This is a genomic window from Cryobacterium sp. 10S3 (assembly GCF_034344045.1).
GTDB classification, from domain to species: domain Bacteria; phylum Actinomycetota; class Actinomycetes; order Actinomycetales; family Microbacteriaceae; genus Cryobacterium; species Cryobacterium glucosi.
The window spans coordinates 2,084,035-2,108,846 of record NZ_CP133773.1 but is presented as its reverse complement, the minus strand read 5'-3'; the positions used below and the strand labels follow the sequence as shown (position 1 = coordinate 2,108,846).

At 64.8% G+C, this 24,812-nt stretch carries 31 protein-coding genes and 1 tRNA gene; 14 read left to right on the top strand and 18 right to left on the bottom strand.

Annotation, left to right across the window (positions count from 1 at the left end; translation table 11 throughout):
* Positions 1 to 129: 129 nt before the first annotated feature.
* The 4 genes from RHM57_RS09850 to RHM57_RS09835 all read right to left on the bottom strand — a co-directional run bounded on the left by RHM57_RS09850 (position 130) and on the right by RHM57_RS09835 (position 3,708).
* Positions 130 to 828: a TetR/AcrR family transcriptional regulator gene (locus tag RHM57_RS09850; protein WP_134447429.1), complete on the bottom strand. Its 699-nt coding sequence runs from the start codon at positions 826 to 828 to the stop codon at positions 130 to 132.
* Positions 821 to 2,122 carry an ABC transporter permease gene (locus tag RHM57_RS09845; RefSeq protein ID WP_134447431.1) on the bottom strand — a complete coding sequence of 434 codons (1,302 nt, stop codon included), beginning with the start codon at positions 2,120 to 2,122 and terminating at the stop codon, positions 821 to 823. Before RHM57_RS09845 ends, RHM57_RS09850 begins: the two co-directional genes overlap by 8 nt.
* A complete protein-coding gene (locus tag RHM57_RS09840) occupies positions 2,119 to 2,841 on the bottom strand; it encodes an ABC transporter ATP-binding protein (protein ID WP_134447432.1) in 723 nt (240 codons plus the stop codon). Before RHM57_RS09840 ends, RHM57_RS09845 begins: the two co-directional genes overlap by 4 nt.
* A gap of 228 nt (positions 2,842 to 3,069) precedes the next feature.
* Positions 3,070 to 3,708, bottom strand: coding sequence for an MBL fold metallo-hydrolase (locus RHM57_RS09835; RefSeq protein ID WP_134447433.1), 639 nt, complete (start codon positions 3,706 to 3,708; stop codon positions 3,070 to 3,072).
* A 137-nt stretch (positions 3,709 to 3,845) separates the two neighbouring features.
* On the opposite strand from RHM57_RS09835, the gene RHM57_RS09830 reads away from it, so the two are divergent.
* The 4 genes from RHM57_RS09830 (at position 3,846) to RHM57_RS09815 (ending at position 6,098) form a co-directional block, all read left to right on the top strand.
* Positions 3,846 to 3,918, top strand: a tRNA-Glu gene (locus RHM57_RS09830).
* 221 nt (positions 3,919 to 4,139) lie between these two features.
* Positions 4,140 to 4,478, top strand: coding sequence for a hypothetical protein (locus RHM57_RS09825; protein WP_134559357.1), 339 nt, complete (start codon positions 4,140 to 4,142; stop codon positions 4,476 to 4,478).
* A gap of 221 nt (positions 4,479 to 4,699) precedes the next feature.
* Positions 4,700 to 5,392, top strand: coding sequence for a GAF and ANTAR domain-containing protein (locus RHM57_RS09820; RefSeq protein WP_134560796.1), 693 nt, complete (start codon positions 4,700 to 4,702; stop codon positions 5,390 to 5,392).
* A complete protein-coding gene (locus tag RHM57_RS09815) occupies positions 5,385 to 6,098 on the top strand; it encodes a GAF and ANTAR domain-containing protein (RefSeq protein ID WP_322189820.1) in 714 nt (237 codons plus the stop codon). The genes RHM57_RS09820 and RHM57_RS09815 overlap by 8 nt, the downstream gene beginning before the upstream one ends.
* Before the next feature lie 158 nt (positions 6,099 to 6,256).
* On the opposite strand, the gene RHM57_RS09810 is transcribed toward RHM57_RS09815, so the two are convergent.
* The 9 genes from RHM57_RS09810 to RHM57_RS19570 form a co-directional block, all read right to left on the bottom strand.
* Positions 6,257 to 6,724, bottom strand: a complete 468-nt coding sequence (locus RHM57_RS09810; protein WP_322189819.1) for a DUF3105 domain-containing protein — start codon at positions 6,722 to 6,724, stop codon at positions 6,257 to 6,259.
* A complete protein-coding gene (locus tag RHM57_RS09805) occupies positions 6,696 to 6,902 on the bottom strand; it encodes a hypothetical protein (protein ID WP_322189818.1) in 207 nt (68 codons plus the stop codon). Before RHM57_RS09805 ends, RHM57_RS09810 begins: the two co-directional genes overlap by 29 nt.
* A gap of 1 nt (position 6,903) precedes the next feature.
* The gene (locus tag RHM57_RS09800; RefSeq protein ID WP_322189817.1) at positions 6,904 to 7,188 is read right to left on the bottom strand and encodes a hypothetical protein; all 285 of its coding nucleotides are present in this window, start codon (positions 7,186 to 7,188) and stop codon (positions 6,904 to 6,906) included.
* Positions 7,185 to 7,856 (bottom strand): peroxiredoxin family protein, encoded by a 672-nt coding sequence (locus RHM57_RS09795; protein ID WP_322189816.1) that lies wholly within the window; start codon positions 7,854 to 7,856, stop codon positions 7,185 to 7,187. The genes RHM57_RS09800 and RHM57_RS09795 overlap by 4 nt, the downstream gene beginning before the upstream one ends.
* Positions 7,853 to 8,830 carry a cytochrome c biogenesis CcdA family protein gene (locus tag RHM57_RS09790; protein ID WP_322189815.1) on the bottom strand — a complete coding sequence of 326 codons (978 nt, stop codon included), beginning with the start codon at positions 8,828 to 8,830 and terminating at the stop codon, positions 7,853 to 7,855. Before RHM57_RS09790 ends, RHM57_RS09795 begins: the two co-directional genes overlap by 4 nt.
* A 110-nt stretch (positions 8,831 to 8,940) precedes the next feature.
* Positions 8,941 to 10,020, bottom strand: a complete 1,080-nt coding sequence (locus RHM57_RS09785; protein ID WP_322189814.1) for a M56 family metallopeptidase — start codon at positions 10,018 to 10,020, stop codon at positions 8,941 to 8,943.
* A complete protein-coding gene (locus RHM57_RS09780; protein WP_134447452.1) occupies positions 10,017 to 10,382 on the bottom strand; it encodes a BlaI/MecI/CopY family transcriptional regulator in 366 nt (121 codons plus the stop codon). The genes RHM57_RS09785 and RHM57_RS09780 overlap by 4 nt, the downstream gene beginning before the upstream one ends.
* Positions 10,383 to 10,522: 140 nt before the next feature.
* A complete protein-coding gene (locus tag RHM57_RS09775) occupies positions 10,523 to 11,116 on the bottom strand; it encodes a DUF305 domain-containing protein (RefSeq protein ID WP_322189813.1) in 594 nt (197 codons plus the stop codon).
* Between the two features lie 153 nt (positions 11,117 to 11,269).
* Positions 11,270 to 11,752, bottom strand: a complete 483-nt coding sequence (locus RHM57_RS19570) for a DUF6153 family protein (protein WP_369125148.1) — start codon at positions 11,750 to 11,752, stop codon at positions 11,270 to 11,272.
* Between the two features lie 214 nt (positions 11,753 to 11,966).
* Between RHM57_RS19570 and RHM57_RS09770 the strand changes: the two genes are divergently transcribed.
* The 3 genes from RHM57_RS09770 (at position 11,967) to RHM57_RS09760 (ending at position 15,218) form a co-directional block, all read left to right on the top strand.
* Positions 11,967 to 14,051: a copper-translocating P-type ATPase gene (locus RHM57_RS09770; protein WP_322189812.1), complete on the top strand. Its 2,085-nt coding sequence runs from the start codon at positions 11,967 to 11,969 to the stop codon at positions 14,049 to 14,051.
* A 479-nt stretch (positions 14,052 to 14,530) separates the two neighbouring features.
* A complete protein-coding gene (locus RHM57_RS09765; RefSeq protein WP_322189811.1) occupies positions 14,531 to 14,863 on the top strand; it encodes a sulfocyanin-like copper-binding protein in 333 nt (110 codons plus the stop codon).
* Between the two features lie 58 nt (positions 14,864 to 14,921).
* The gene (locus tag RHM57_RS09760; protein ID WP_134447456.1) at positions 14,922 to 15,218 is read left to right on the top strand and encodes an SHOCT domain-containing protein; all 297 of its coding nucleotides are present in this window, start codon (positions 14,922 to 14,924) and stop codon (positions 15,216 to 15,218) included.
* Between the two features lie 675 nt (positions 15,219 to 15,893).
* Here RHM57_RS09760 and RHM57_RS09755 read toward each other — a convergent pair.
* Together RHM57_RS09755 and RHM57_RS09750 are read right to left on the bottom strand one after the other, a co-directional pair.
* Positions 15,894 to 16,037 (bottom strand): hypothetical protein, encoded by a 144-nt coding sequence (locus RHM57_RS09755; RefSeq protein WP_166787303.1) that lies wholly within the window; start codon positions 16,035 to 16,037, stop codon positions 15,894 to 15,896.
* A 28-nt stretch (positions 16,038 to 16,065) separates the two neighbouring features.
* Complete coding sequence (locus RHM57_RS09750; protein ID WP_322135614.1) at positions 16,066 to 17,529, bottom strand: FAD/NAD(P)-binding oxidoreductase; 1,464 nt, start codon at positions 17,527 to 17,529, stop codon at positions 16,066 to 16,068.
* Between the two features lie 112 nt (positions 17,530 to 17,641).
* Here RHM57_RS09750 and RHM57_RS09745 point away from each other — a divergent pair, with 112 nt between their 5' ends.
* A complete protein-coding gene (locus RHM57_RS09745; RefSeq protein ID WP_322189810.1) occupies positions 17,642 to 18,007 on the top strand; it encodes a rhodanese-like domain-containing protein in 366 nt (121 codons plus the stop codon).
* Between the two features lie 76 nt (positions 18,008 to 18,083).
* On the opposite strand, the gene RHM57_RS09740 is transcribed toward RHM57_RS09745, so the two are convergent.
* Positions 18,084 to 18,806, bottom strand: coding sequence for a DUF2202 domain-containing protein (locus RHM57_RS09740; RefSeq protein WP_322189809.1), 723 nt, complete (start codon positions 18,804 to 18,806; stop codon positions 18,084 to 18,086).
* A 141-nt stretch (positions 18,807 to 18,947) separates the two neighbouring features.
* Between RHM57_RS09740 and RHM57_RS09735 the strand changes: the two genes are divergently transcribed.
* Both RHM57_RS09735 and RHM57_RS09730 read left to right on the top strand, forming a co-directional pair.
* A complete protein-coding gene (locus tag RHM57_RS09735) occupies positions 18,948 to 19,637 on the top strand; it encodes a response regulator transcription factor (protein ID WP_322189808.1) in 690 nt (229 codons plus the stop codon).
* Positions 19,634 to 21,016 (top strand): HAMP domain-containing sensor histidine kinase, encoded by a 1,383-nt coding sequence (locus tag RHM57_RS09730; protein WP_322189807.1) that lies wholly within the window; start codon positions 19,634 to 19,636, stop codon positions 21,014 to 21,016. The genes RHM57_RS09735 and RHM57_RS09730 overlap by 4 nt, the downstream gene beginning before the upstream one ends.
* A 34-nt stretch (positions 21,017 to 21,050) precedes the next feature.
* Here the strand turns inward: RHM57_RS09730 and RHM57_RS09725 are convergent, their stop codons facing one another.
* Positions 21,051 to 21,419, bottom strand: coding sequence for a thioredoxin family protein (locus tag RHM57_RS09725; RefSeq protein WP_322189806.1), 369 nt, complete (start codon positions 21,417 to 21,419; stop codon positions 21,051 to 21,053).
* A gap of 155 nt (positions 21,420 to 21,574) precedes the next feature.
* Here RHM57_RS09725 and RHM57_RS09720 point away from each other — a divergent pair, with 155 nt between their 5' ends.
* From RHM57_RS09720 to RHM57_RS09705, 4 genes are all read left to right on the top strand, one after another.
* Complete coding sequence (locus RHM57_RS09720; protein ID WP_134560923.1) at positions 21,575 to 22,936, top strand: MBL fold metallo-hydrolase; 1,362 nt, start codon at positions 21,575 to 21,577, stop codon at positions 22,934 to 22,936.
* Positions 22,937 to 23,007: 71 nt separating this feature from the next.
* On the top strand, positions 23,008 to 23,469 hold the full coding sequence (locus RHM57_RS09715) for a hypothetical protein (protein WP_134447471.1): 462 nt from the start codon (positions 23,008 to 23,010) through the stop codon (positions 23,467 to 23,469).
* Positions 23,469 to 23,606, top strand: a complete 138-nt coding sequence (locus RHM57_RS09710; RefSeq protein WP_174774663.1) for a hypothetical protein — start codon at positions 23,469 to 23,471, stop codon at positions 23,604 to 23,606. Before RHM57_RS09715 ends, RHM57_RS09710 begins: the two co-directional genes overlap by 1 nt.
* Positions 23,603 to 24,367 (top strand): sulfite exporter TauE/SafE family protein, encoded by a 765-nt coding sequence (locus RHM57_RS09705; RefSeq protein WP_134447473.1) that lies wholly within the window; start codon positions 23,603 to 23,605, stop codon positions 24,365 to 24,367. The genes RHM57_RS09710 and RHM57_RS09705 overlap by 4 nt, the downstream gene beginning before the upstream one ends.
* A gap of 21 nt (positions 24,368 to 24,388) precedes the next feature.
* On the opposite strand, the gene RHM57_RS09700 is transcribed toward RHM57_RS09705, so the two are convergent.
* Positions 24,389 to 24,742, bottom strand: a complete 354-nt coding sequence (locus tag RHM57_RS09700; protein ID WP_134447475.1) for a metal-sensitive transcriptional regulator — start codon at positions 24,740 to 24,742, stop codon at positions 24,389 to 24,391.
* Between the last annotated feature and the right edge of the window lie 70 nt (positions 24,743 to 24,812).

The following is a 24,812-nucleotide window of genomic DNA, read 5'->3' as shown; positions in this document are numbered from 1 at the left end:
CGGTGATTCAGTTGCGACATTCCGTTCGCACTCAGTAGCGCGGCGTGAGGTCTCTACTGAACCAAAGTAGACAATTCCTCACGTTTTGCAACCGCACTGTGTGGATACACAGGGAGCTCTTACCGTGAGCTAGTCTCTCCGAGGTTCACGGGCATCCGTTGTGAACGGATTGACCCCGGTGATGCGCTCGACGAGCCCGATGGCATGGCGCAGGATGGCACGGGGATCGGCGGAGTAGTCGGATTCCGATGCCTTGCGCATCGCGAAGCGGAGGATGCTGACCGCCAGACCGACGACCATGTGCGCCTCGTCGAGAATGTCCGGCGTGGTCGCCTCCGTGCGCCCGCGGGCCTCGAAACGCTGGAGGACGATGCCCGCGAGCCGGTCTTCGAGTTCGGCAAGACGGATGATCTCGCTTGAGAACAATTCGGGGGTGTTCTCGATGAGCGTGCGCCTGGCCCGGAGAACGTCGCGGTCCGGCTCGCTCGCGACAATCGCGGACTCGATCATCAGGACGAGTTCGGCGAGCACGGATCCACCGTTGCCCGTGATGAATCTCTTCACCGCGCCCTCGGACGGAATGGGAGGGGACGCTCCGAGGAAGGCGGCCTCCTTCGTCGCGAAGTAGTTGAAGAAGGTGCGCTGGGAGACCTGGGCTGCTTCGCAGATCATGTCGACGGTGACGTGGTGGTACCCGTGTTCACTGGCCTGGCTGATCGCGGCTGCTTCGAGCGCGGCCTGGGTGGCGGCGCGCTTGCGGGCGCGCAGCCCCTCGTCGGGCCCCGGGCCGGTGGGGGTGCTCTGCGTGGATGCCGCGGAGCTACTCATACCGCAGCGCGTCGATGGGGTTCTGACGTGCGGCGGCCCTCGCAGGCAGGGTGCCGGCGAGGAACGCGATCAGCATCACCACGCCGACGATGATGGCGATCGAGGCCGGAGCGAACTGCACGACCTGGAGACCGGGCAGGGCCGAGAATATCCCGTTCGCGAGGAGGTTGCTGATGAGCGAACCCACACCGATCGCCGCGATGACGCCGAGTGCGCTGCCGAGGAAGCCGATGAAGACCGCCTCCATGCTGAACAGGGCATAGACGCGGCCGCCGTTCATGCCCATGGCCTTCATCAGCCCGATTTCGCGGGTACGTTCCTGCACGCTCATCAGGAGAGTGTTGACGATGCCGAATCCCGCGGCGATCAGGGCGATCACTGCGAAAGCGTTGAGCACGCCGATGATGACGTTGATCACGGTCTCGAAGGCGCCGATCGTGTCGGCAACTGTCTGCGAGGAGTAGCCCTGCGCGCTGAGGTCATCCTTGATCGCGGTGATCTGTGCTTTCGTCGCCGAGACGTCGAAGTGCGCGACCGCGGTCGCATAGCCGGCGGACACTCCAGCGGGCTCACCGGTGGTTGCGACGGTGTGCAGGTGGGCGACGAGGCTCCGGTTGAGCCCGGCTCCGCTGCCGAGGAGCGTCTCGTTCTGCACGCCGACGACGGTGGCCGTGACGGTCTGCTGGGTTCCGGTGTAGTCGGTGATGCCGATGCTGACTGTTGTGCCGACGGCCGCCTTGGCGTCCGCGTAGCCGAGGTTGTCGAGGTAGGTCGTCGGCAGGAGGAGCTGGTCGCTCGAACTGCTGTTGTCGAGCTGAGCCCCCGCGGCGAGGTCTGCCGTCGTGATGGTCCCGGTCTGGCTGACCGTGAGCTCGAACTTTCCGTTTCCGGCATATTCGACGTAGTCCGGCGAAACCCGCACGGCGGGGTCGACGCTCAGGATGCCTGCGGTCGCCTTGATCTTCGCGAGGTCCGCCGTGGTCAGCGCCTGGATGGTCGAGCCGGGGCGCGACCCGTTGCCGAGGCTCACGGTCGTGGACTTGCTCGGGTCGTAGGCAGCCGGTCCGTCGCTGGCCGTGGCCGTCGCATCCGCTGCCTTGGTGATGGTGAGCACGTCGGCGGCGCCGATCGCCGAAACCTGTCCGTTGATGTAGGCGGTCACGCCGGTGCCGATGCCGCTCGTGATCGTCAGCGTGAAGGCGCCGATGAAGATGGCGACGACGGTGAGACCGGTGCGGAGCTTGTTGCGGAAGCTGTTCTGGATGGCGGAGCGGACGATATCGAGGAACTTCACGAGTGGGCCCCGCCTCTCTTGTGGGTTCCCGTGGGGGAGTCGGCGGTCTCTTCGAGGCCGTCGCGGATGAAGATCTGGCGGTCGCAGCGGGCTGCGAGCTCTGTGTCGTGGGTCACGATGATGAGCGTGATGCCGTTCTCCTTGTTGAGTTTGAAGAGGATGTCTTCCACGACCGCTCCAGTGGCGGAGTCGAGGTTTCCGGTGGGCTCGTCGGCGAAGATGACCTTGGGGTTGTTCACCAGCGCGCGCGCGATGACCGCGCGCTGCTTCTGGCCACCGGAAAGGTTCTTCGCCTTGTTCTTGGCCTTGTCGGCCAGTTCGAGCTGTTCCAGTGCGGCCATGCCGCGGGACTTGCGCTCCTTGGCCCCGACGCCGGCGATCGTGAGGGGAAGGACGACGTTTTCCAGCACAGTCGCATTCGCGGTGAGGAAGAACTGCTGGAACACGAAACCGAAGTCCTGGTTGCGGAGCCGGTTGAGTTCCTTCGCCTTGAGCTTCTTGGCGTCTGTGCCTTCGACGAGGAGAACGCCGGAGTCTGGATCGTCGAGGAGCGCGAGAAGGTGCATGAGCGTCGACTTGCCCGAGCCGCTCTTGCCGACGATGGCGACGGACTCGCCCGCCTGGATGTCGAGGGAAACGCCCTTGAGCGCATCAAAGCGGTTGGCTCCACTGCCATAGGACTTGCCTATGACCTGCGCGGACAGGACGGGAACACTCATGCTGGCTTTCCTTCGTTGGGTGACTGGAGCGCTTCGCTCGACCCGCGGAAGCCGTCATGGCCAGCGGATGCTGGCGAAAACAGTGCGCAGACAATAAATTTACAGTAGCTGCACATTCACGGCGCTCGCTGGGAGACGACTGGGAACCAGCCGACATTCATCTCCCAGTCATCCCAGCGTACGACGTGCATTCCGGGTGTCACGCCAGCGGATGTCGGCCGGTGCGGTTCAGAGGTCGAGGGTCTCGTTCGGTTCGAGGGCGAAGAACTCCCCACCGACCTGTTCGGTCGCCGCGGTGATGCGCAGATTGGAGAGGTCCTTGCCTGCGCGCGACAGCAGCATTTCGTGGGTCGGGAAGGTGCGGCGCGGCTTCACGGCGAGCACGTAGTCGATCACTTCACTGATCTTCAACCAAGGCGCGCCGGCCGGAACGGCGAGCGTGTCGACATCCACTCCTGCCGGGACCGTGAAGGAATCGCCGGCGTAGTACAACCGGTCGTTGACGAGCACGCCCACGTTGTCGATCACGGGGATCGAGGAGTGGATGACGGCGTGGGTGCGCCCGAAGAAGCGAAGGGTGAACTCGCCGACCGTCACGGTGTCGCCGTCGTGGACGACTTCGACGGGGTATCCCGATGCCGCTGCGACGACCCCCGCCGGTCCGAAGATCCGCACATCGGGGCTGAAGGCGATGATGCGGTCGAGCTGTTCGGGGGTCCAGTGGTCCGGGTGCTCGTGTGTGATGACGACGGCATCCGCCCGTGCCGTGTCGGTCACTGCCGTCGTGTAGGAACCCGGATCGATGTAGAGCTTGCGTCCCGCTACCTCGACGATCAGGGCCGCGTGCTCGAGCTTGGTCAGTTTCATTTCGGTCCGTTCTGTCGGGTGTCTGGACCGAGCTAATACCCAGATGGCCGGGTGATGCAAGCCGACGACGTGCCGTGTCGTCTGCTCGGTTTGGAGCGGACCCGATCCGTGTGGCATACTCGGTAAGTTGCAAAAACGGCCCCATCGTTTAGCGGCCTAGGACATCGCCCTCTCACGGCGGTAACGCGGGTTCGAATCCCGCTGGGGTCACAATTGCCCGGTTCCCTTGAAAATAGAGGGAACCGGGCTTTCTTGTTTAAGCGCCCCGGAAGGGTCGTTTTCGGGTTTGGCAATATTCTGGCAATATCCGATTTGCAGGCCATCTGATCGAGGGCCGTTGCGACACTGTCAGGCGCCCCAAGCCCAGCACGGGCGTGCAAGGCCTTGTGCCCGGCCGCAAACGAGTTCAGCGTGGGAGCATGAGACGAATTATGTTCGGTGGCGCCTCGTTCTTGACGGCAGATCGAATCGGTGACGCACTCGTTGCCCTTTTGGTCGTCCTCAATGTCAAGAGCTGCTCCGCGGTCGCGCGCATTCCCGTTGTTCTCATCAACGGCACGATCGTGACTGCAACGTTGCTCCTCGCACCGGCAAGCCCGTTCCTGGTCATTCCAGAAGAATCACCGTGGCCTGAACCCGATGCGTCGGAGACCGTCACTCACCTCTCGAATCTCGAAGTGCTGGCTTCCGCCCCGAGCCAGAACGGGTACCTGGAAACGATCGCAGTCCCGGACTGCGAATGGAGTGACCCGGACCTGGACGATCTCTGATGATGACGAAGTAGGTGCCAGACCGCGAACGGCACGTCTCCCTGGTGTAGCCAACGGGGGTCGGGATCGTGACGATGCGAATCTGTTTGTGCCGATTGATGTTATTCCGAAGTCGGTGGAGTACGTTGCGGATATGCAACGGAGGCGTGTGAACCAAGCAGGTAGTAAGAATCGCGGGTGCGATGTCGATGCCTGACCGACTAGCCGCGACGGAGGACTCGTTGAACGCTCTGACGGGTGACGAATCGCGCCTGTATGAGCCCCTTCTGGCTCTGTTGCCTGTCGACGGGCTGTCCATCTCCACGTTCGGCCACATTCTCGCCGCTGAAACAATTTCCGCGAGCGACGCGCAATCGTTCCGGCTCGACGAGCTGCAATTCGATCTTGGTGAGGGCCCGTGCTGGGACGCGCTGGAGACTGCGGCGCCAGTCCTGGAGCCGGACATCCGTGAACGGCCCAACCACGTGTGGCCGGCCTTTTCGGAAGCAATCATCGCCGAAGATTTCGGTGCGCTCTTTGCTTTTCCATTGATGCTGGGCCCGCTGCGCATCGGGGCGATCGACCTGTACACGAACCACCCGTTTCGTCTCGGTGAGCAAGACATCCGGCACATCGAGATCCTCGCAACCGTGGTGAGCCGGATGGTTCTCTCTCGAGCTCTCCGGCTGTCCGAAAGTGACCTCGTGGGTGAGGCCGACACGGCCACCCGGCGGGCATTCTCTCGTCGGGAGATCCATCAGGCCACGGGCATGGTCCTGGCGCAGCTGGGCATTCCCGCCACGGATGCCTTCCTCGTGATCCAGGGACATGCGTTCGCCGCCGGACGATCCATGCTCGACATTTCAGCCGAGATCATCGACCGTCGATTGAGCTTTGCCGTGAACGAAAAGCAGATCGAAGGGTCTCATGATTGACAGCACCCGCGAGGATCGCTTGATCGACACGTTCGCGACCCTCGCCGACACCCTCGTGGCCGACTATGACGTGGTCGATCTTCTGCAGACGCTGGTCGAGAGTTGCGCGGATCTCTTCGACATCTCGGCGGTGGGCATCCTCCTGGCGGATGCCGACGGCGAGTTGGAGGTGATCGCCTCGACCAGTGAGGCGAGCAGGCTCGTCGAAGTCATGCAATTGAGTGCCCGTGCGGGCCCCTGCGTGGAATCCTTCACGACAGGCTCTGTCGTATCGCTGCCGGACGTTGAGGACAGCCCTCCCGAGTGGCAACGTTTTCGGGACAGCGCCCGGGAACAGGGATTCGCTGCCGTCTTCGCCATACCACTGCGGTTGCGCGAGACCACGATCGGTGCACTCAACCTGCTGTCCAGCGTTCCCGGAGCCTTGCCGCCCCGAGACGTTCGAGCCGCACAGGCGCTAGCCGACGTGGCCACGATTGGAATCCTGCAGGAACGCACGCTTCGGGAAAGCATGTCCGTTCGCGAACAGCTCACCAACGCACTGACGTCCCGAGTGGTGATCGAACAGGCCAAAGGCGTGCTTGCGCACTCTCGCGGCATCTCCATGGAGGAAGCGTTCATCCTGCTGCGGACGTACGCCCGAACCAACCGCTTGCTGTTGTCGAGAGTGGCCCAAGGTCTCGTTGACCAGACCCTTGTGATCTGAGGCCTCCGGCCCGAGTTCGCCTCGGTGGCTCGCGCGCGGTGAGGGGCCGGACGCATATCGCCTGAAGGGGTCCAGGCGATGCTGTGCTCCTGGTTGGCGAGCCGAACCCGATGTGTGTCGCTCGGAAGACAATCGAGCGGGATCCGGATCGCGTTGGGTCAGGACACTTTGCCGGGACCGTCAAGGCCGACGGTGCAGGGCGAACCCGGTTCCGGAGCGGTTGTGGCCCCGCGGTACTGGGCAATGAATGCCGCGAGCCGGGGGTCGGAAGGGTCGCTGATGTCGAGCTGCGCGCCCCATGCCGATGCGACGATCGACGACGGAAGACCGGACAACGGAGAGAGGATCGCGTATGTGGAGGGGATCACTTCGCGCAGCGCTGCGAGCTGATCACCCGTCACCGTTGAAGCGTCGTAGGTGACCCAGACGGCGCCGTGCTCGAGAGAGTGCACCGCATTCTCATTGGGGACGTTCTCGGAATACACGCCACAGTTCAGGAGAGTGACGGAGTGGTCTCCACCCACCGGTGGCAGCGCGTCGTATTTCACGGTCCCGGTGACGTGCTCGGATGTCTGGTTCGGAAAGGTCTGCACGCCGTCAACGGATGTCGGTGCCGCGGCGTTCATCGAATGCCGTGGCGTGTGGACGGAGGGCGGCGACTTCGGCGCGCAGGCGGGCGAGTTCCTGTTCTTCGGGACCGTCGGCTATTTTGCCGTGGCCGCGTCCGCGCATCATTAACCACATCATCAGGCCCATGCCGACGGGGCAGATCAGGGCGGGGAGGATGTACAGGAATTGCTGCATGTCAGGATCCTTCTGGTTGGGTTGATTGGGTGGTCTTGACCATGGTGGTGAATTTCCGCCGGAGGGCGCGGGTCGACAGACGCCCGTGCGCGATCAGCAGGCCGTCGGCTATGAGCCCGGGGGTGAAGGCCAGGCGCTGCTCACGGGCGATCGCGCGGCCGGTGTCGCTGTTCACGTCGACCTCGTCGATCTGGAGGGCGAATTCGGCGGACAATTCGGCAAGTACTCTCTTTCCCGCGATACAGGAGGGGCAGTCGCCTTGAGTGAGCAGGGTCAGGGTGATCATGACGTCGTATCGGTCTTCAGGTCGAGGAGAAGCTGGTCGACGGGCACGAACATGGTGTACTTCGGAGCCCCGCCGTAGTCGGCGCGCCAGGTGATGGTGCCGTCGGGACCCACGAGGATGAAGCTGTGGCCATCGGTGCTGGTGCCCATCATGCCGAATTCGTTGGCGTGGTACTTTTTCGAAGTGACCAGGTCGGGGTCGGACAGGACCGGGGTTTTCAGGCCCATGTCGGTGGTTTTCCGAGCGATCTGCTGGGCCGGGTCGGTTGTGATGGACACGACGGCGTCGATTCCCGCGGCCTGGAGCTTCGCGGCGTCCGTTTCCAGGCTGGTGATCTGCGTCCAGCATGGTTCGCAGGCCAGGCCTTCCTGAAAGAAGAGCAGCACACTCTTGCCGGAGTAGTCGGCCAGGGACACCTGTCCGCCGGAGTTGTCGGCGAGCGTGAAGCCTGGTGCGACCTGACCGATGCCGGGGGTTCCGACGTCGTACGACGACTGCGTCGTCGTACCGGCGGCTGCCGTCTTCGGGGCGTTGGCGCTGGCGAAGACGCCGTATAGCCCGGCGAGGACGATGCCGGCGATCAGCAGCCCGGTGATCCAGCCGAACCAGCCGGGGCGGCGGGACCGGATGCTCGGTGCTTGTTGCGTGTCTTGAGGGGCGGAACTCATTTGGTGGTGTCCTGTCCTGTGCGTGCGGGGGTTTCGAGGGCTGCATCGCTGCAGCAGCTGGATTCAGAGTCGGCGGACTGAGCCGGCCCGTCGGGTGTTGCCCGGGTTGGTTCCGGGGGCTTCGGCTCGGCGTGGCGGGTGGCGCGCCACACGAAATAGCCGCCGGAGGCAACCAGCACGATCGCCACGGCCCAGCCGGGAAGCCAGGCGAGCGCCTTGGTCGCGACGGAGACACTGTGTTGGAGGTCGGCGCCGAACTGGGCGAGCCAGCCGCCTGAGGTCATGCCGGGTCCGACGGCGGCCTGGATATAGGTGAGGATGGCCATCACGATGAGTAGCACGGCGGAGGCGGCACTGCCGACGGCGAGGCTGCGGCGGTACCGGCCCAGGTGCAGGGTGATCTGGCGTCCCTGAAGCCACTTGCTTGAGCCCCAGTCCCTGCGGTCCCAGACCAGCGCCAGGACGGCGAGGGGGGCGACCATTCCGGCCACATAGGTGAGGCCAACGGCCAGGGCGGCGGGGAACGAGGCCGTTGCGCCGGAGAGGACCGCTACGCCGATCAGTACCGGAGCGCAGCACGAGCTGGCCGCGCCGGAGAACACTCCGAGTCCGTAGACCGAGGCGAGGCCGTGACCGGCGGGAACGCGGCGGGCGAGCATCGGAAGCTGCAGCTTCCAGCCGAACAGCATTGCGATTCCTCCGATCAGCATTGCCGTGGCGGCGATCGTGAAGACGATCGCGTGCTGGCCGGAGATCAGGCCGATCAAGGCCGTTGCTCCCAAACCGATCGGCACGATGATGGTCGCGACCCCGGCAGCGAAGACCAGGGTCGCTCCCACGATGCCGGAACGCCGACGCATGCCCGACGCCAAGTAGGCGGGCAACATCACCGATACGCAACAGGGCGCGAGCAGGGCAACCAGGCCCCCCAGGAAGGCGGCGAGCAGAGTGCCGCCGAACAGTAGATTTTCCATATATTCGTCGCCTTCACTCGGGCCGCGTCCTGCGCGGACATTCACCTATCCTCCTAAGGAGATTAGGTGATTGTGAAGCGATTGTCTAGCTGGCGTGCCGAAGCTGGGAGTCAGCTGGAGAAGCGACCCTCGTCCATGCTGTCGACGGCACACGGGGTGTGCATGGTGGGAGTTGCCGGCGCGGGCGCGCTGCCGGATCTTGGAGAAAGGGATGCCGACAGGCTGGTTGCCGGCTCAGCGGGGCACAACGCGTGATCTGCGCTTGTGACGGCCGGCCAGCCGAGGGCGAGTCCGGGCGCGATCAGCAGCAGCGCGATCGCGGCCGCTGCAGCGCACGCGGGGACGCGGCCCACAGACTGGCGCGGGGGGAGGAGTCGGCGGACGCGGGCCGCAGCCCCGGTTCCAGTGGCTCCGAGTGCGACGGTCGGCACTGCATGCGGCGGCACGGCTACGACGGCCAGGAGCGCCGCCGCGACCGTGAGCCGGTGAGTTCGTGCGGCAGCGACATCGTCGGCACGAAGTTCAACCAGGCGAGCCGTCTCCCGCGCAGCCAGCCGGAAAGGCGGGAGCCCGTGAAAGGCGTGCGACAGTGCCACGGAGAATGCCAGGGCGAGGTCATGCCGTTCAGTGAGGTGTGCGCGCTCATGGGCCAAAACCGCGATGAGCTCCTCGTCCGTCAAAGCGTGAAGCGCGGCCGTGGTGACTACAGTGCGCCGGTGGATTCCCGGCATGCAGTAAACCGCCGCTTCCGTGGAATCGAGGATGACGATATCGCGATCGAAATCCGGGCGACCAACCATGTCCAGAACTCGACGATGTGCATTGCGCTCCCGTGACATCCGGGCGCCCGTTGATGCCAGGCCCCAGAAGCAGCGAGTGATGACGGCGCCGGCCAGCAGCGCCCCACCAATACCGACGGCGGCCCCGGCCGGCGTCGAATACTGCTGTTGCAGCGCCATTGCACAAGCCTGGAGGTCGTCGATGATGCCCTGTCCGCCCAGGCCGGCGATGGGAATCGCGAAGGACAGGCCGGCGAGGGCCAGCGAGCCCACGACCGCGACCGTCAGGGCCTGCCAGGACGCGATAGCGAGCCGAGGCGCGCGATCGACCCAGTTCGCGCGCAACAGGAGCCGGGGGACGGCAAGGGAGAGCGCTATCGCGTACACGGTCAGGATGATTGCGACAATCATGACTCCGGCTCGTTGTCCTGCGCGGCGGAAAGCAAACGGCGGAGTTCGGCTGCTTCGTCGTCGGGCATTTCGTCGACGAAGCCCACGAGTGCTGCCGCCCGATCGTCGGCGAAGGACAGTGCCTCGCGGATGAGTCCGGACACATAATCGTCCCGGGTGGCCGCGGGACCATAGCGGAATGCGCGGCCGTCCCGTTCCTTGCTGAGCCAGCCCTTGCGATTGAGGATCTCGGTGACCGTCTGCACGGTGTTGTAGGCGAGCCCGCGATCGAGCCTGTCGAGGATTTCCCGCACCAGGAGCGGGTTCTCGGCCTGCCAGACCTCGTTCATGATCGCGTTTTCCAGATCACCGAACTTTGCCATGGTCGAGCCCTTTCGAAAATTGGTGTCCCTCGCGAACCGACCGGAAATGGGAGTTCACGTCAATCGTAGTCACCTAAGTTGATTAGGCGGCCAGGGGCCGCGGAGTGCCATTGACGCTCCGCGGCCTGTCAGTGGGTCGGCTACATGGTGGCGAGGATGTCCTGCATTTGTCTGATCTGCGCCGTCTGGTCGGCAATGATCTTCGTGGCCAATGCCTGTGCTTCCGGGTTCTGCCCGTCCTTGAGCTCGACGTCGGCCATGTCGATCGCGCCCTGATGGTGCTGGATCATCTGCTGGAGGAACAGTTTGTCCGCGGCCGGACCGGTCGCAGCGTCGAGCGCGGCCATGTCCCCATCGGTCATGGAGCCTGAGCTCATGTCCATTCCGGGCATGTTGGTGGCGGTCGCACCCCAGGCTGTGACCCAGGAGCTCATCATCGTGATCTCCGGCCCTTGGGCCGCCTTGATCTGCTCGGCGAGAGCGGTGACGCGTGGATCGACCCCGGTCTTGTCGAGCATGGTCTGGGCCATGGTGATCGCCTGCTGGTGGTGGTTGACCATCGGCATGGCGAACGAGACGTCGGCATCGTTGAACACCGCTGTCGATGCGGCGGGGGCGGAGGATGCGGATGCACTGGCGCCGCCGGCCGTGGTGGCACCGGCCGAACAGGCGGACAGGGCGATGGCTGCGGCTAGCGCGGTGGCGGTCAGGAGGGGAATGCGTAGGGAAATCAAGGGGAGTCCAATCTGTCAAACAAGGGTCGTGATTGTCGTCAGCGGAAGAAGATCCGGAGACGGCGAGTGTGCTCGCGGATGCAGCGAGACACGGAAATTGCTGGAATGGGGAGAGTCCGCCGCACCAGGTGGAGGCTCACAGCCGGTTATTGATCAGACGCGGCTAATCGACAGGGCCGTCAGCGAGGGCGGTCGTTGTGGAGGGAGGCGCAGCGGGAGAGTGGGTGCTGCGCGCACGGCGGAGCGGTCGGCAACGAGGGCAATTGCGTGCTGGGCTACAGGATTGGGGGAGTGCGCGATGAGTCCGGCGGCACACGCGGACCCTGTCATGAGGCAATCGGTGGCACACATGCCGAGACAAGTCGACGGCAGGTGCGACCTTCCAGATGTAGATGCCATGGAAATCGAGGCGGACGGCAGTTCGAAGTCCGACCCCCCTGCGCTGAGGACTGACATGTTCGAATGCGGGTCAGACATCGCGTGGGAATGCGTTGAGGCTTCGGATTCTGCCGCCATCCCTGCATGCATCGCTACCATTCCGAAAACGATGGCTGCAAGCGAGAGGATTCCGAGGAGCGAAAGACGCAGTTGCGCGGCGGCTGTGAACGCGCGACTGCACGGCTGAGCTTCCACCATGGCGTTCCCTTCCTTCCCGTGCCGTCCGGAGGTGGCAATGCTCACACTGTAGTCAACGGATGCTCCGCGCGGTCTGAGAGGGCCCACCTGATTCCGCGAAGAGACAGCCCGAGGTCACCAAGGGGCTTATACCTATGGGGGGTATATGCTGATGATGTAGGCACCGAGAAACACAGTGTTGAGTACCAGCAAATTCCTCGAGAGGATCGTTCATATGAGCCCATCGGCCGAGACCAGGATCATGCATGCGCATGCGGCAGCCACGCCCACGACGAGGCAAGACGCCATGGGGCACGGCGGCGGCCATGGCACCATGACGATGAGCAGCATGATCCGGGATATGCGCAACCGGTTCCTGGTGGCCGCGATCCTCTCCGTTCCGATCACGCTTATATCGCCGATCGGCCGCGAGGTCATCGGGTTCACTTTTCAGGCACCGTTCGGGCTCCGTGACGACATAGCAGCGCTGATCCTTTCACTGCCGGTGATCTTCTACTCTGCATGGATCTTCTTCGACGGCGCCTACCGGGCGCTGCGGGCGAGAACGCTCGACATGATGGTGCTTGTGGCCGTCGGCGTCGGATCGGGCTGGCTCTACAGCGTCGTGGTCACCCTGACCGGCGGCGGCGACGTCTTCTACGAGGCCGCCACTGTCCTGGCCAGTTTTGTGCTGCTGGGGCACTGGGTCGAAATGCGGGCACGGGGCGGCGCCAATGACGCCGTCCGCACCCTGCTCGAGCTGGCCCCCGCGCAGGCCTTCGTGATCCGCGAGGGCGAACCCGTTGAAATTCCCACCGCGGACATTGTTCCGGGCGACCTGATGCTCGTGCGCCCGGGATCCAAGGTCCCCACCGACGGCGTTGTCGAGTCCGGTGATTCCGATATCGATGAATCCATGGTCACCGGTGAGAGTCTTCCCGTGGCCAAGACGGCCGGCTCCGCGGTGATCGGCGCCACCGTGAACACCACGGGCACCCTCCGGGTGCGGGCGACGAAGGTGGGCGCGGACACCGCACTCGCCCAGATCGTCGCGCTCGTGCAGGAGGCCCAGAATTCCAAGGCTCCCGGCCAGCGCCTGGCCGACCGGGCGGCGTTCTGGCTCGTGCTGGTCGCCCTGATCGGTGGAATCGCCACCCTCCTTGTCTGGCTGCTCTCGGGCGCAACCGGTCCCACGGCCATGCTGTTCGCGATCACCGTGGTCGTCATCACGTGCCCGGACGCGCTCGGGCTGGCGACCCCGACGGCGATCATGGTCGGGACCGGACTTGGCGCCAGGCGCGGCGTCTTGTTCAAGACCGCGACCGCGCTGGAAACGGCCGCACGGATCGACACCGTCGTGATGGACAAGACCGGCACCCTCACCCAGGGCAAGCCGGAAGTCACCGACTTCGTCGCAATCGGCATGGACGAAGACGAGCTGCTCGGACTCGTTGCCGCCGTGGAGCGCGAGTCGGAGCATCCGCTCGCCGCTGCGGTGGTCAGCTACGCCGCGGGACGGGGTGTGACCGTTGGCGACGCCGTCGGCTTCGAGAACGTACCCGGGCACGGGGCGGGGGCGACGGTGAGCGGGCACCACGTGCTCGTCGGCAACCGCAAATTGATGCTCGCTCGAGGCGTCGATATCCAGCCGGTGAGCGCGCGGCGTGAGGCCCTGGCGTCGACTGGACATACCGCTGTCCTGCTGGCCGTGGACGGCAACGTGGCCGGAGTAGTGGCTTTGGCAGATGCTGTGCGCCCGACCGCTGCGGCAGCCGTCGCGGCCATGCACGACGCGGGAATCCAGGTCGTCATGCTCACCGGAGACAACGAAGCCACCGCCGCACGCATCGCCTCCCAGCTCGGGATCGATACCGTGATCGCGGAAGTGCTACCGGAGGACAAGTCGGCGAAGATCACGGAACTCCAGGCTGCAGGCAAGAGGGTTGCCATGGTCGGCGACGGTGTCAATGACGCCCCGGCGCTGGCGCAGGCAGATCTCGGGATCGCGATCGGCGCCGGCACCGACGTCGCCATTGAGACGGCGGATGTCGTGTTGATGCGGTCCGATCCGTTGGACGTCCCCGTTGCGCTGCGGATCGGGAAGGGAACCGTTCGGAAGATGCGGCAGAACCTCGGCTGGGCGATCGGATACAACGCCATCGCCCTGCCGATCGCGGCCGGCGTCTTCTTCCCCGCATTCGGAATCCGGCTCAGCCCCGAGATCGCGGCGATCTCGATGTCCGGCTCCAGCGTGATCGTCGCCGTCAACGCGCTGATGCTCAAGCGCCTACGCCTGCCGCGGCCTGCAGGGAATCCCTGAGGATGAACCATCCCATCACCAGGACTTGGCTCCAACCATGAGGCCGGATAGCCGGACAACATCCCAACGCTCGCCTTCCAGCAAGTAAGCCCCCGAGTCAATCCTCCATACAGTCTCCACACGCTCGCCAACGGTCCTGCATACGGGGCGCGCAGAGTGGACACCCTCAACGAAATCGTCAGAGGAGAAGCAAAATGCGCATGAACGCACTCGTCGTAACTGCGATCGCTGGAGCTGTCGCGACAATCGTCGGTCTGACTGGGCTGTCCGTCGGTGTCGTCACCGCCACGAACGGGAGCGCGCCAGTCTTTGGTAACTCGGCCGGATCGTCGTGCGTGCAGCCGCCACTAGCGGGATCCATTGTGAATGTGTCGCTGCGGAGCATGGGCGGCCCCATGATGGGCAACAACTCGAGGATGGGCGCTGACAACGGGATGACGGGTAAGAGTACGGGGAATCGAACGATGCCACGCGGGACCATGAGTCTCAGCATCGATCGATCCCGTGTCGGCTCAGGAGTCGTTTCCTTCCTGGCCACTAATGAGGGCAGCATCCGCCACGAACTGGTCATCCTTCCGCTGACGGATTCGCAGGTCGCGGGCAGCAGGCCGACCTCCAGCGAAAACAAAGTCGACGAGACCGCGAGTCTCGGCGAGGCCTCCGCAACGTGCAACGCCGGTGAAGGCTCCGGAATCGCTCCCGGGAGCGCCGGCTGGGTGACGCTCAACCTGGCGCCGGGACGATACGAGATCGTCTGCAACCTGCCAGGCCACTATGCCGCGGGGATGTACCAGAAACTGATCGTGTCCTGACGCGACGAACACGCGAATTCTTGAGCTATCGAAACAGAACAGAGCAAGGGAGAAAAATATGATGTGGGGAAACGGGTCTTACATGGCGTGGGGATGGCCCTTCGGGTTGTTGGTCGTCGTCGGCATCGTGCTGTTGGCCATTTGGGCGGTCCGATCCTTTGGCGGTTCGGTACAGCACCACGATCAGCGGGCGGCAACGTCGCGCGATGAAGGGGCCGTGCAGCCGAGCAAGGCTCGCCAGATTCTGGACGAGCGCTTCGCAGCCGGCGATCTGAGCGCCGATCAATATCGAGAACAGCTGAAAGTGCTTGGCATTCCATCGTCCGGTGCCGACGGCGGCGATGGAAAGCGCTAGACAAGGATCAGGAATCTTAGGGACCGTTCGTAATCTGACAAAATCATTGATGTAATCCGATACCCCCCGGGGTATACTGGTACTTCCGTTTCATCAATGAAGGAGAAACCCATGTGTAGTCCCGTCCGCTGCGACCGTTGCAACAAGATCACCTGGGCTGGATGCGGCGAGCATGTGGCCAGCGTGATGGCCGATGTTCCGCCCGCCCAACGCTGCACCTGCAACTAACCAGCACCGTCCCGTCTTCGCGAGGGGTTTCGAACGAGTGTTGACGAGCAGGGAGGCACTCATCGCCTCCGCACTCAGGCTTCAGAGCGAGACACATCAGCGACTGGTTGCCGTCTCCGGTGGCCAGTCGCTCTGCACTCTTTCGCGCGGCGCTGACCGCTTGCAGAGCCTGAAGTATTTCGAAGGAATGGCTGCGGCCCTTGCCGAGGTGCGTCGGGCAATCCGTCTCCTTTCGGATTCTCCCGACGAGGATACCCACGAGGCGCTTCGCGACATCCGCGATCGATGGGCCACCCAGTCCGGTGCGCCGGGTCGCACCGGTTGGGCGTGGACGGACTACCTTGCTGGCGGGGTCGACGCGGTAGAGCGCCTGCTCGCCGAGTATCCCTGGCTAGCGCACGGAAGGCGCGGTTGCCCCGCCGTCGCGACCCGCGCATCTGGTGACAGTCAGTCGTGATGTTTGGCGAGTCGGTACATCGTCCAGTTCAGGCCGAGGAAGCGGATGAACTGCAGGACGGGGTTGCTTCGTCGTCGCAATTCGCCCGTCCCGGGCAGCGGCGCTGCATCGATTCGTGCCTGTGCGTCGTCCACGCTGATCTCCCTTGGTCGGTGAAGCAGGTTATTCGGGGATGAGGTACCAAAGCGGGTAGGCCTTGGCCTTGTAGATGAACAGGGTGTGCAGCATCCGCTTTACCCAGTGCGCGGCGAGCCCGATGTCGCCGGTTGTCTCCTTGGGATCTCGGCCGGCCGTGTTCGGGTGCCGGGAGTAGTCCGGCACGATGGGTGACATCGACATGGCCGCCGCGGTGCCGGAGAGCATTCCCGTTCCCGTCGAGGCGATGCAGGCTGCCGCCATGTCGCCCATCGACGCCGTGTGGGTCGGCTCGGTGGAGCCGCTCAGGACCATGTCGGAAATGGTCATCGCCACGGCCTTTCCCATGGAGCCTGAGGGCATGCCCGTGCGTGGCGGCGCCGGGGCGACCAGGACGCCGTCGGGGGTCGCATAGGGGCGGGAAATCGCGTGCGGCGGGGCAAACGCGATCCCGATCCCGAACACGTTGTGGTGCAACGGGGTCTGGTATGTCTTGGGCCAGTCCTGCGCCGTCCACTGGTCGAAGGGTTTGGCTTCGTAGTTCGCGTCTACCCGCATGAACCCGCTGGGAGCGAAGATCGAACCCGTGATATCGGCTCCATCCCTATCGAAGGCCTCAAGGCCCACGCCACGGAACGGTGGGAGAAGCATGGCGAAATCGAACGGCTGGGTGTTCTCCGTGCCGTCGATCTGCCGGTAGTGGATCAGGCCGGGTTCGATCTCGGTGACCGCGGCCTGGGTGATCGCCTTCATCGCCCGTTCGCGGAAGAGCGACTCCATCCAGGCCTCGCTCGTGATCCTGCGGTCGCCCTGGCTGAAGGTCATTCCGCCGACGCCGAAATCGCCCAGCTCATGCTCGTTGGTCAGGTAGATGACCTCTGCACGTTCCCGGACCCCTGCCGCGCGGAGCTCATGTTCGACATTGAAGGCATACTCGAACGCCGCACCCTCGCAGGTGCAGGTCCCATGGCCCACTCCGATCACCAGGGTCTGCCGGCGACCGGTCTTCAACGTTCCGATGACCGCAGCCAGGCGTTTAGCTGCCTCGACGGCGTGGCTGGGCGTGCAGACCGACACGGTGTGACCGGCGTCCGGACCGAGGCCCGGAGTTGCCTCGAAGTTCAGGCGGGGGCCTGTCGCATTGATGAGGTAGTCGTAACGGATGCGTTCGGTCTGGCCGGCCCGCTTCGGGTCCGTGTACACCACATCCACGGCTCCGCGGGGGCTGACGGCATCCCCGTCCGGTCGCAGTGCGACGGCCCGGGCCTGGCGGAAGACGATTCTCTTCCGCCGGTAGATCGGCGCGAGCGGGAACACCACCTTGTCAGGGCGCATCTTGCCGACACCGACCCAGATGTTCGAGGGGATCCAGTTCCAGTTCGAGTTCGGTGACACCACGACCACTTCGTGCTTCCTGCCCAGTCTCCGCTTGAGGAACAGCGCAGCGGTGTGGCCGGAAACCCCGGCTCCCAGAATGACGACTCGTGCCATGTCAGACCCTCTCAATCCCAGCCTCGATGCTGTTGATCTGAACCATACTCCTATACCTAAGGGGGTATCGCTTCGGACGGAAAAAATACCCAAGGGGGTATAAAGTGGCACGATGAACACAGTGATCACAGCCCTGGCCCTTGCCCTTGCCGCCCTCTTCGGCCTGACCGCGTGTTCGTCGGCTGCACCCGCGTCCGTTTCCGCGGATTCCGTCGTCATCGATGTGCGCACCCCGGGGGAATACGCGGCCGGCCATCTTGCGAGCGCGATCAACATCGATGTGCAGTCACCCGACTTCGACAGCAAGGTCGGGGCGCTGCCGAAGTCGGGCGCATACGTCGTCTACTGCCACTCGGGCAATCGTTCGGCGGCAGCCGCCGCACGTCTCGGGCAATTGGGCTATTCCCACGTGACCGATGCCGGTTCCATGACGGCAGCGGCGGCCTCGACGGGCCTCGCGATCGTGACGACACCGTAGTAGCGCTGTCGGTCCATCGCAGGGAGGGAAGAGGGGCGCCCACGGTCTATGGACGCCCCTCCACCGTCTGTTCGTGTCAGCCGCCGAAGGCGGACAGGTGGTGCTGCGAGCCGGTGAGCAGGTGCTCGTAAACGGCCAGAACGTCGGGAGCGGTGACTCCGGCCGAAGCCGCCGTCAGGTCGGCGATGTCGGTCGTCTCGACCGTGCCGGCCGTTTCCCTGGCCGCGTCCAGGCTCGCTGAGCCCTGGGAAAGCAGGGTGTCGTAGAGCTTTTGGCTGGCGTCGGTCGGGAACCTTCCGACCTCGAGGCCGATGGTCGGGTCGGTGATGCTGTAGCGCTCCAGAAGAGTGCGAACGGCATCCAGGTGCATCGTCTCAGACCGGGCGATCCGGCTGAAGACCGCCACGTCATGCTTCTCGGCGAAGGCGACATACAGGTCATGGGCTACCTTCTCCTCGGCCGCCAGCGCAGTGAGGCTGGCCTTTTGCTCATCGTTCATCGTGCCGCTGGCCACGTCGGCGAGGCCGGCGCCCATGCCCATACCCTTGCTGGTGCCGCCCTGCATGCCGGCACGGTTTCCTGCGCCCATGTCTGCGCCCATCTCGGAGGCGGAGCCCATGCCGTCGCCCATGCGGTTCATGTGCTCAGTTTGGGCGTATGGCTGGATGCTGGATGCTGTTGGTCCGGTACCCTGCGGATCCCCGCCGCGGTTCATGGCGGCGATGCTCGGTGTGGCGATGAGGGCGGTGATGACAACTCCGCTGGCGATCGCCGTGGTGATGATGATTCTCTTGCGCATGATGTGCTCCTTCAGATTGTGGGTTGTTGCTACCTACAAACTCCCTCCCCGCGGTGCAGGGGGTCTGCCGGGTGTGTGGAGATCGCGTGGAGAACTGAAGGCGCCGCCACCGCGGACGGGGGCGGCGGATAGGGTGAAGTCATGCCAACAGTGCTGGTCGTCGAGGACGAACGTGACATCCGGGACGTGCTCCGTCGGTATCTGGAACGGGCTGGATTCTCGGTGCTGACGACCGCGTCGGGAGCGGAGGCGCTGCGTCTGCTCGACTCGGCAGACCTCGTACTCCTCGACCTCGGCCTTCCCGACATCGATGGCACCGAGATCCTCCGCGAGGCCCACGGAATGCAGAACCTTCCCGTGATCGTGCTGACGGCCCGCAGCGGCACGGACGACCGGATTCACGGCCTCGAGCTGGGCGCCGATGACTACGTGACCAAGCCGTTCAGTCCCGCCGAGGTGGTGCTTCGGGTGCAGGCCGTGCTCCACCGATACAGCGGACTGCCCGGGGAGGCCGGCCCTGTCGCCTACGGCAACGGGCGGCTCCGCATCGATGAGGCCTCGCACAAAGCGTGGCTGGACGAAGCCCTCCTCGATCTGACCCCTACCGAATGGGGGCTTCTGGCCGCGGTCGCGGCCGCGCCCGGGCGGGCGTACTCGCGTTACGAGCTGGTCAACCGGGTGCGCGGCTACGAGTATGCCGGCTACGAGCGCACCATCGACTCCCACATCAAGAACCTCCGGCGCAAGCTCGGGGCCTCGGGAGCGGAAGTTTTGGAGACGGTTCTCGGCGTCGGTTACCGGCTTGCTCTCCGGCGGGACGATGCGTCATGACGACCCGTGGTCTTGGGCTCGGCCCACTCGGACGTCGGTTCCTGCTCGCGTTCATCCTGGTCGCGGTCTCGTCGGTGGCCGTGCTCACCGGCGCGGCCCTGGTGGGTGTGGATCGCGGAGTGCAGGTTTCGCAGCAGGCCGACCGCGAACGGGTTGTTGCGGCAGCCGCGGCGGCGGCTGCCGACGCCTACCGTTCTGGTGGTGGTTGGGAACAGGCCGATCTGGGCCGCGCCTTCGCGATCGGCGAGGCGGCGTCGGCCCGACTCGCCATTCTCGACGTGAACGGTACCACCCTTCAATCCAGTGCTGACAACAGCGGAAGTGCCAACAATCAGGGAATGGGCCAGGGTATGGGCCAGGGAATGGGGCAGGGCTCCGGGATGGGCCAGACGGTGGTGTCGGCGCCGATCGTGAGCGAGGGTAGCCAGGTCGGCACCGTTCGAATGAACTTCGGCACCATGGTTGCGACGCAGGTCGTCGACGTGGCCTGGCCCTGGATCGCCGTGGCCGCCATCGTGGCACTTGTCATGGCACTCGGCGCGAGCTTCCTGGTCACGCGGCTCCTCGTTCGGCCCATCCAGGCGATCACGGGGGCCGCACGGTCGTTCACGGCCGGCGATCGGAACTCCCGTGCCACGGGTCCCGGCCCGGGGGAGCTCGGCGAGCTGGCCGTCGCCTTCAACGGCATGGCGGATGCCGTGGTTCGGTCCGATCGCGACCGGCGCAACCTCACGGCCGATGTGGCCCACGAACTGAGAACCCCGCTGGCGGCGTTGCAGGCCGGACTGGAGGAGTTGCGCGACGGACTCGTGCAGCCCACGCCGGAGGGCCTCGCCGGCCTGCACGACCAGTCGCTGCGCCTGGGCTGGGTGGTGACCGATCTGGCCGAATTGTCGGCGGTGGAAACCGCTGGACTCTCCCTGCACCTCGCATCCGTCGACCTGGCGCAGGTCGCCCGGAACGAATGTGCCCTCCGGGAACCCCAACTGCGCGCTGCCGAGCTCACCCTGACACTCGAGCCCGGGGGACCCGCATTCGTGCGGGCGGATGCCGACCGCCTGCACCAGGCCATCGGCAATCTCCTCGCCAATGCAGCCCGATATTGCCGGCCGGGTGACAGAGTGACCGTCACGATCTCCGTCGACCACGGACAGGCGGTGCTCTCGGTCGCCGATACTGGGCCGGGCATCCCGCCGGAAGAACTCCCACACATCTTCGACCGCTTGTGGCGGGGCAGTGCGGCGGAACAGGTCGCCGGTTCGGGCATCGGGCTCGCTGTCGCGCGCGAAATCGTCAGCAGTCACGGCGGGACTATCCAGGCGACGTCCGCACCAGGTGAGGGAACCAGAATCACTATCCGGCTGCCCGCCACGGGCTAGGGCCGGCGAGTTCGAACCATGCGCCGTTGGCAGGTCAGGCCGTCGTTTGCCGCGCGGAGATGCTCGCGCGCACGGCATCCATGTCCAAAGCCTGCACTCCGGCGATCACCTCGCCGAGGGATGAGGCGTTGAGCGCTCCGGGCTGGGAGAACACGAGGATCTTGTCCCGGAATGCCATCAGGGTGGGAATGGAGCGGATGCCGGCCGCGGCAGCCAGGCCCTGTTCTGCCTCAGTGTCGACCTTCGCGAAGATGATCTCGGGGTGCTTCTCCGACGCGGCCGCGAAGGTTGGCGCGAACATGCGGCACGGGCCGCACCAGCCGGCCCAGAAGTCCACCAGCACGATGCTGTTGTCGGTGATGGTCTCGTCGAAAGTCATTTCGGTGATGTCAGTGGTAGCCATGGTCCGACAATATACCCCCTAGGGTATTTCCCGCAAGAGAGCCGTGCGCTCGACATGTCTGCGCCCGGACGTTCCCTCTCTTGCGAAAAAATACCCCCGGGGGTATTGTGATGCGATAGAACCGACCCGCATCGAGACTTGGAGGACCACGGACCATGGACGTCATCGTCATCGAAACCCCGCAACTGGGGGATCGCAGCTACCTGGTGCATGACGGCGTCGTGGCGCTTGTCATCGACCCGCAACGCGACACCGACCGAGTGGAGGCCGCTGCCCTCGAAGCGGGGGTCACAATCACCCACGTTGCCGAGACCCATCTGCACAATGACTACGTGACCGGTGGGTACGATCTTGCCCAGGCGCACGGCGCCGAGTACCTGGTCAACGCGGCCGACCCCGTTTCGTTTGAACGAGAACCGGTCACGGACGGCCAGATTGTCCAGATCGGCGCCTTCAGGGTCACCGTCGTCGCCACCCCGGGACATACGCACACCCACGTTTCCTACATCGTCAGCGATGGCACTACTGAAGCCGTCTTCTCCGGTGGAAGCCTGTTGTACGGTTCCGTCGGACGTACCGACCTGGTTGCCGCCATCGACACCGTCGGACTCACCCATGACCAGTACGCGTCCGTGCGCAAGCTCGTGCACGAAGCCCAGCACGACGCGGCGCTCTTCCCGACACACGGGTTCGGCTCGTTCTGCTCCAGCGGCCCCGCCACCGGAGCCGGCTCATCCACCATCGGCGAGCAGATCACGACCAACCACGCCCTGACCGACGCCGATGAGGAGCACTTCGTCGCTACGTTGATCGCCAACCTCACCGCGTACCCGTCGTATTACGCGCACATGGCACCGGCCAATATGCAGGGTCCCGGTCCGGCTGACCTCGAGGTGCCCGAGTCTCTGGATGCCGCAGAGCTCACCCGCAGGCTCGCCGACGGTGAATGGGTCGTCGACCTGCGTAATCGCGTCGCGTTCTCCAGTGGCCACCTGCAGGGGGCCGTGAGCTTCGAGTATGGCAATGGTTCCAACTTCACGACCTATCTCGGTTGGGTTCTGCCCTGGGACGAGAAACTCACTCTCGTCGGCACACACGCCGACGTCGAAGACGCAATCCGTGACCTGTCGCGGATCGGCATCGATTCCCCGGATGCAGCCATCGGCACCGAGCCGCGCGCGCTCGCCCCGGATGCCCCGGTTGCTTCTTACCCCCGCGTCGGCTGGGCGGAACTCGCGCGCGACCACGCCGCAGGCGACGTGCTTCTGGACGCGCGACGCACCGACGAGTTCGCCGACGGGCACCTGATCGGCGCGGTCAACGTGCCACTGCACGAGATCCTTTCCCGGATGGACGAGATCCCAGCGGGCACCATCTGGGTGCACTGCGGGTCGGGTTACCGTGCCGGCGTTGCCGCGAGTCTGCTTCAGCGTGCGGGCCGGGACGTCGTGCACGTGGACGCCTCCTTCGCCGATGTCGAATCGGCCGGTATGCCGATGGCTGAGAAGGCGGTCTAGCACCGTGACCGTGCTCCGAACGGCAGGACACTCGGCCGAGAGGCGAAGCCTTCCAGGCTCGTCGATACTCCCTGGAAGATGTTCCCAATCGGAGTGCTTTTCGGGTTGGGGTTGGATACGGCTGCGCCAATCAGCCTGCTCGTCGTCGCCGGGGTGCTCAGACCGACCTGCCGTGGTACGCGGCATTGGCTCTCCCCGTCATTTTCATGGCCGGAATGGCGTTGTCCGACAGCGCCGACGGAATCCTGATGAATCGTGTCTACCAGTGGGCGTCCACGGACCCGCTTCGGAAGGTGTATTACAACCTCATCGTGACCGGGGTATCCGTATTCGTCGCATTCTTCGTTGGGGGAATGGGCCTGCTATCCCTCTTCACCGATCTCGGCATCGGCTGGGGAACTCTTGACCTCATTGCGACCATCGGCCCCGACGCCGTGGGCCCAATCCTGGTCGGCGGCTTCACGCTCGTCCTGCTCTCCGCGGTTTTGTGGTCGAGATACCGCACCGACACCTCACTAGAAAGGCGCCCTTAATGGAACTCGCTCCCCAGCAGGTATTCACCCGACATGGCGAGGTCCGGATCATCGACGTTCGAGAAAGCGATGAACTGGTTGACGGGATGATCTCCGGCGCACAGCACATCCCACTGGTTATGCCCCAGCTTCCGTGATCGTCACTGCCCTCGTCCTGGGCGTGATCGTCGGGGCGCTGCTAGGCCTGGTCGGCGGGGGCGGGTCGATACTCGCGGTCCCCGCCCTTGTCTACGGTGTAGGCCTGCCCCTCGCCGAGGCCATTCCGAGCTCCCTGATCGTAGTCGGAGCAGCCTCCGCCGTTGCCGTGCTCCCACGGCTTCGCCGCGGCGTGCATTGGCGCCTCGCCTTCATCATCGGCGTGGCCGGAGTGGCCACCGCCTACCTGGGCACGACGGTCAACCGGATGCTCGACCAGCGTGTGCTTCTCGGCGCCTTCTCGGTGATCATGGTGGTCGCCGGTGTGAGAATGTTCCTCCCAACCCGGTCGGCCGGTGGCCCCTGTGCTCTTCCCGGTGGACGTGTCAACTGGCGCAGTTGCCTGCCCAGGGCTCTTGCCGCCGGTGCCGTGGTCGGATTTCTCACCGGACTGCTCGGCGTCGGCGGGGGTTTCCTCATCGTGCCGGCACTCACGCTGGTCCTCGGCCTGCCGATGGGCGTGACGGTGGGCACCTCGCTGGTCATCATCGTCATTAATTCCGTCGCCGGATTTGCAGCGCACCTCGACGAGGTCCAGATCGACTGGGCGGTCACTGGCGCGTTCGCCGCGTCTGCCATGGGCTCATCCCTGGTAGCGGGCCGGCTCGGACGAGGCCTGTCCGACACTGTCCTCAAGCGGGGGTTCGCTGTCCTGGTTCTCGGTGTCGCGGCCTATGTAGCGATCACGGCACTGATCGGCTGAACGTACGTCAGCCGCACGTGCCTAGGACAACGCCAGGAAGAGCTTCTCGAGTTCTTCCACCCGGAGCGGCGTCCTTGCCGAGTCGGCGTTTGTTTCGCTGAGGCATTCTTTCATCGCCGTTGAGATGATCGTGAACCCAGCACGGTCGATCGCGCTGGATACCGCTGCGAGCTGCGTGACAACCGTTCGGCAATCCGCGCCTGACTCAACAGCGGCAATGACGGCGGCCAACTGCCCTTGGGCGCGTTTGAGCCTGTTGACGGTCTTGCGTAGGTCGTCGGATGTGGTCGGTGCGGGGGAGGCGGCGACCGGTTCGTCGCGGCGAGACGCTGAAGGGATCTGCAGGTTTGGCGCAGATTCTGGGGATGATGCCATTCGGTGCTCCTGTGCTGGCGCGAGGTGTCCATGTGCTCGGGTGAGGTTGACCCTCAAAAGAATACCCCGT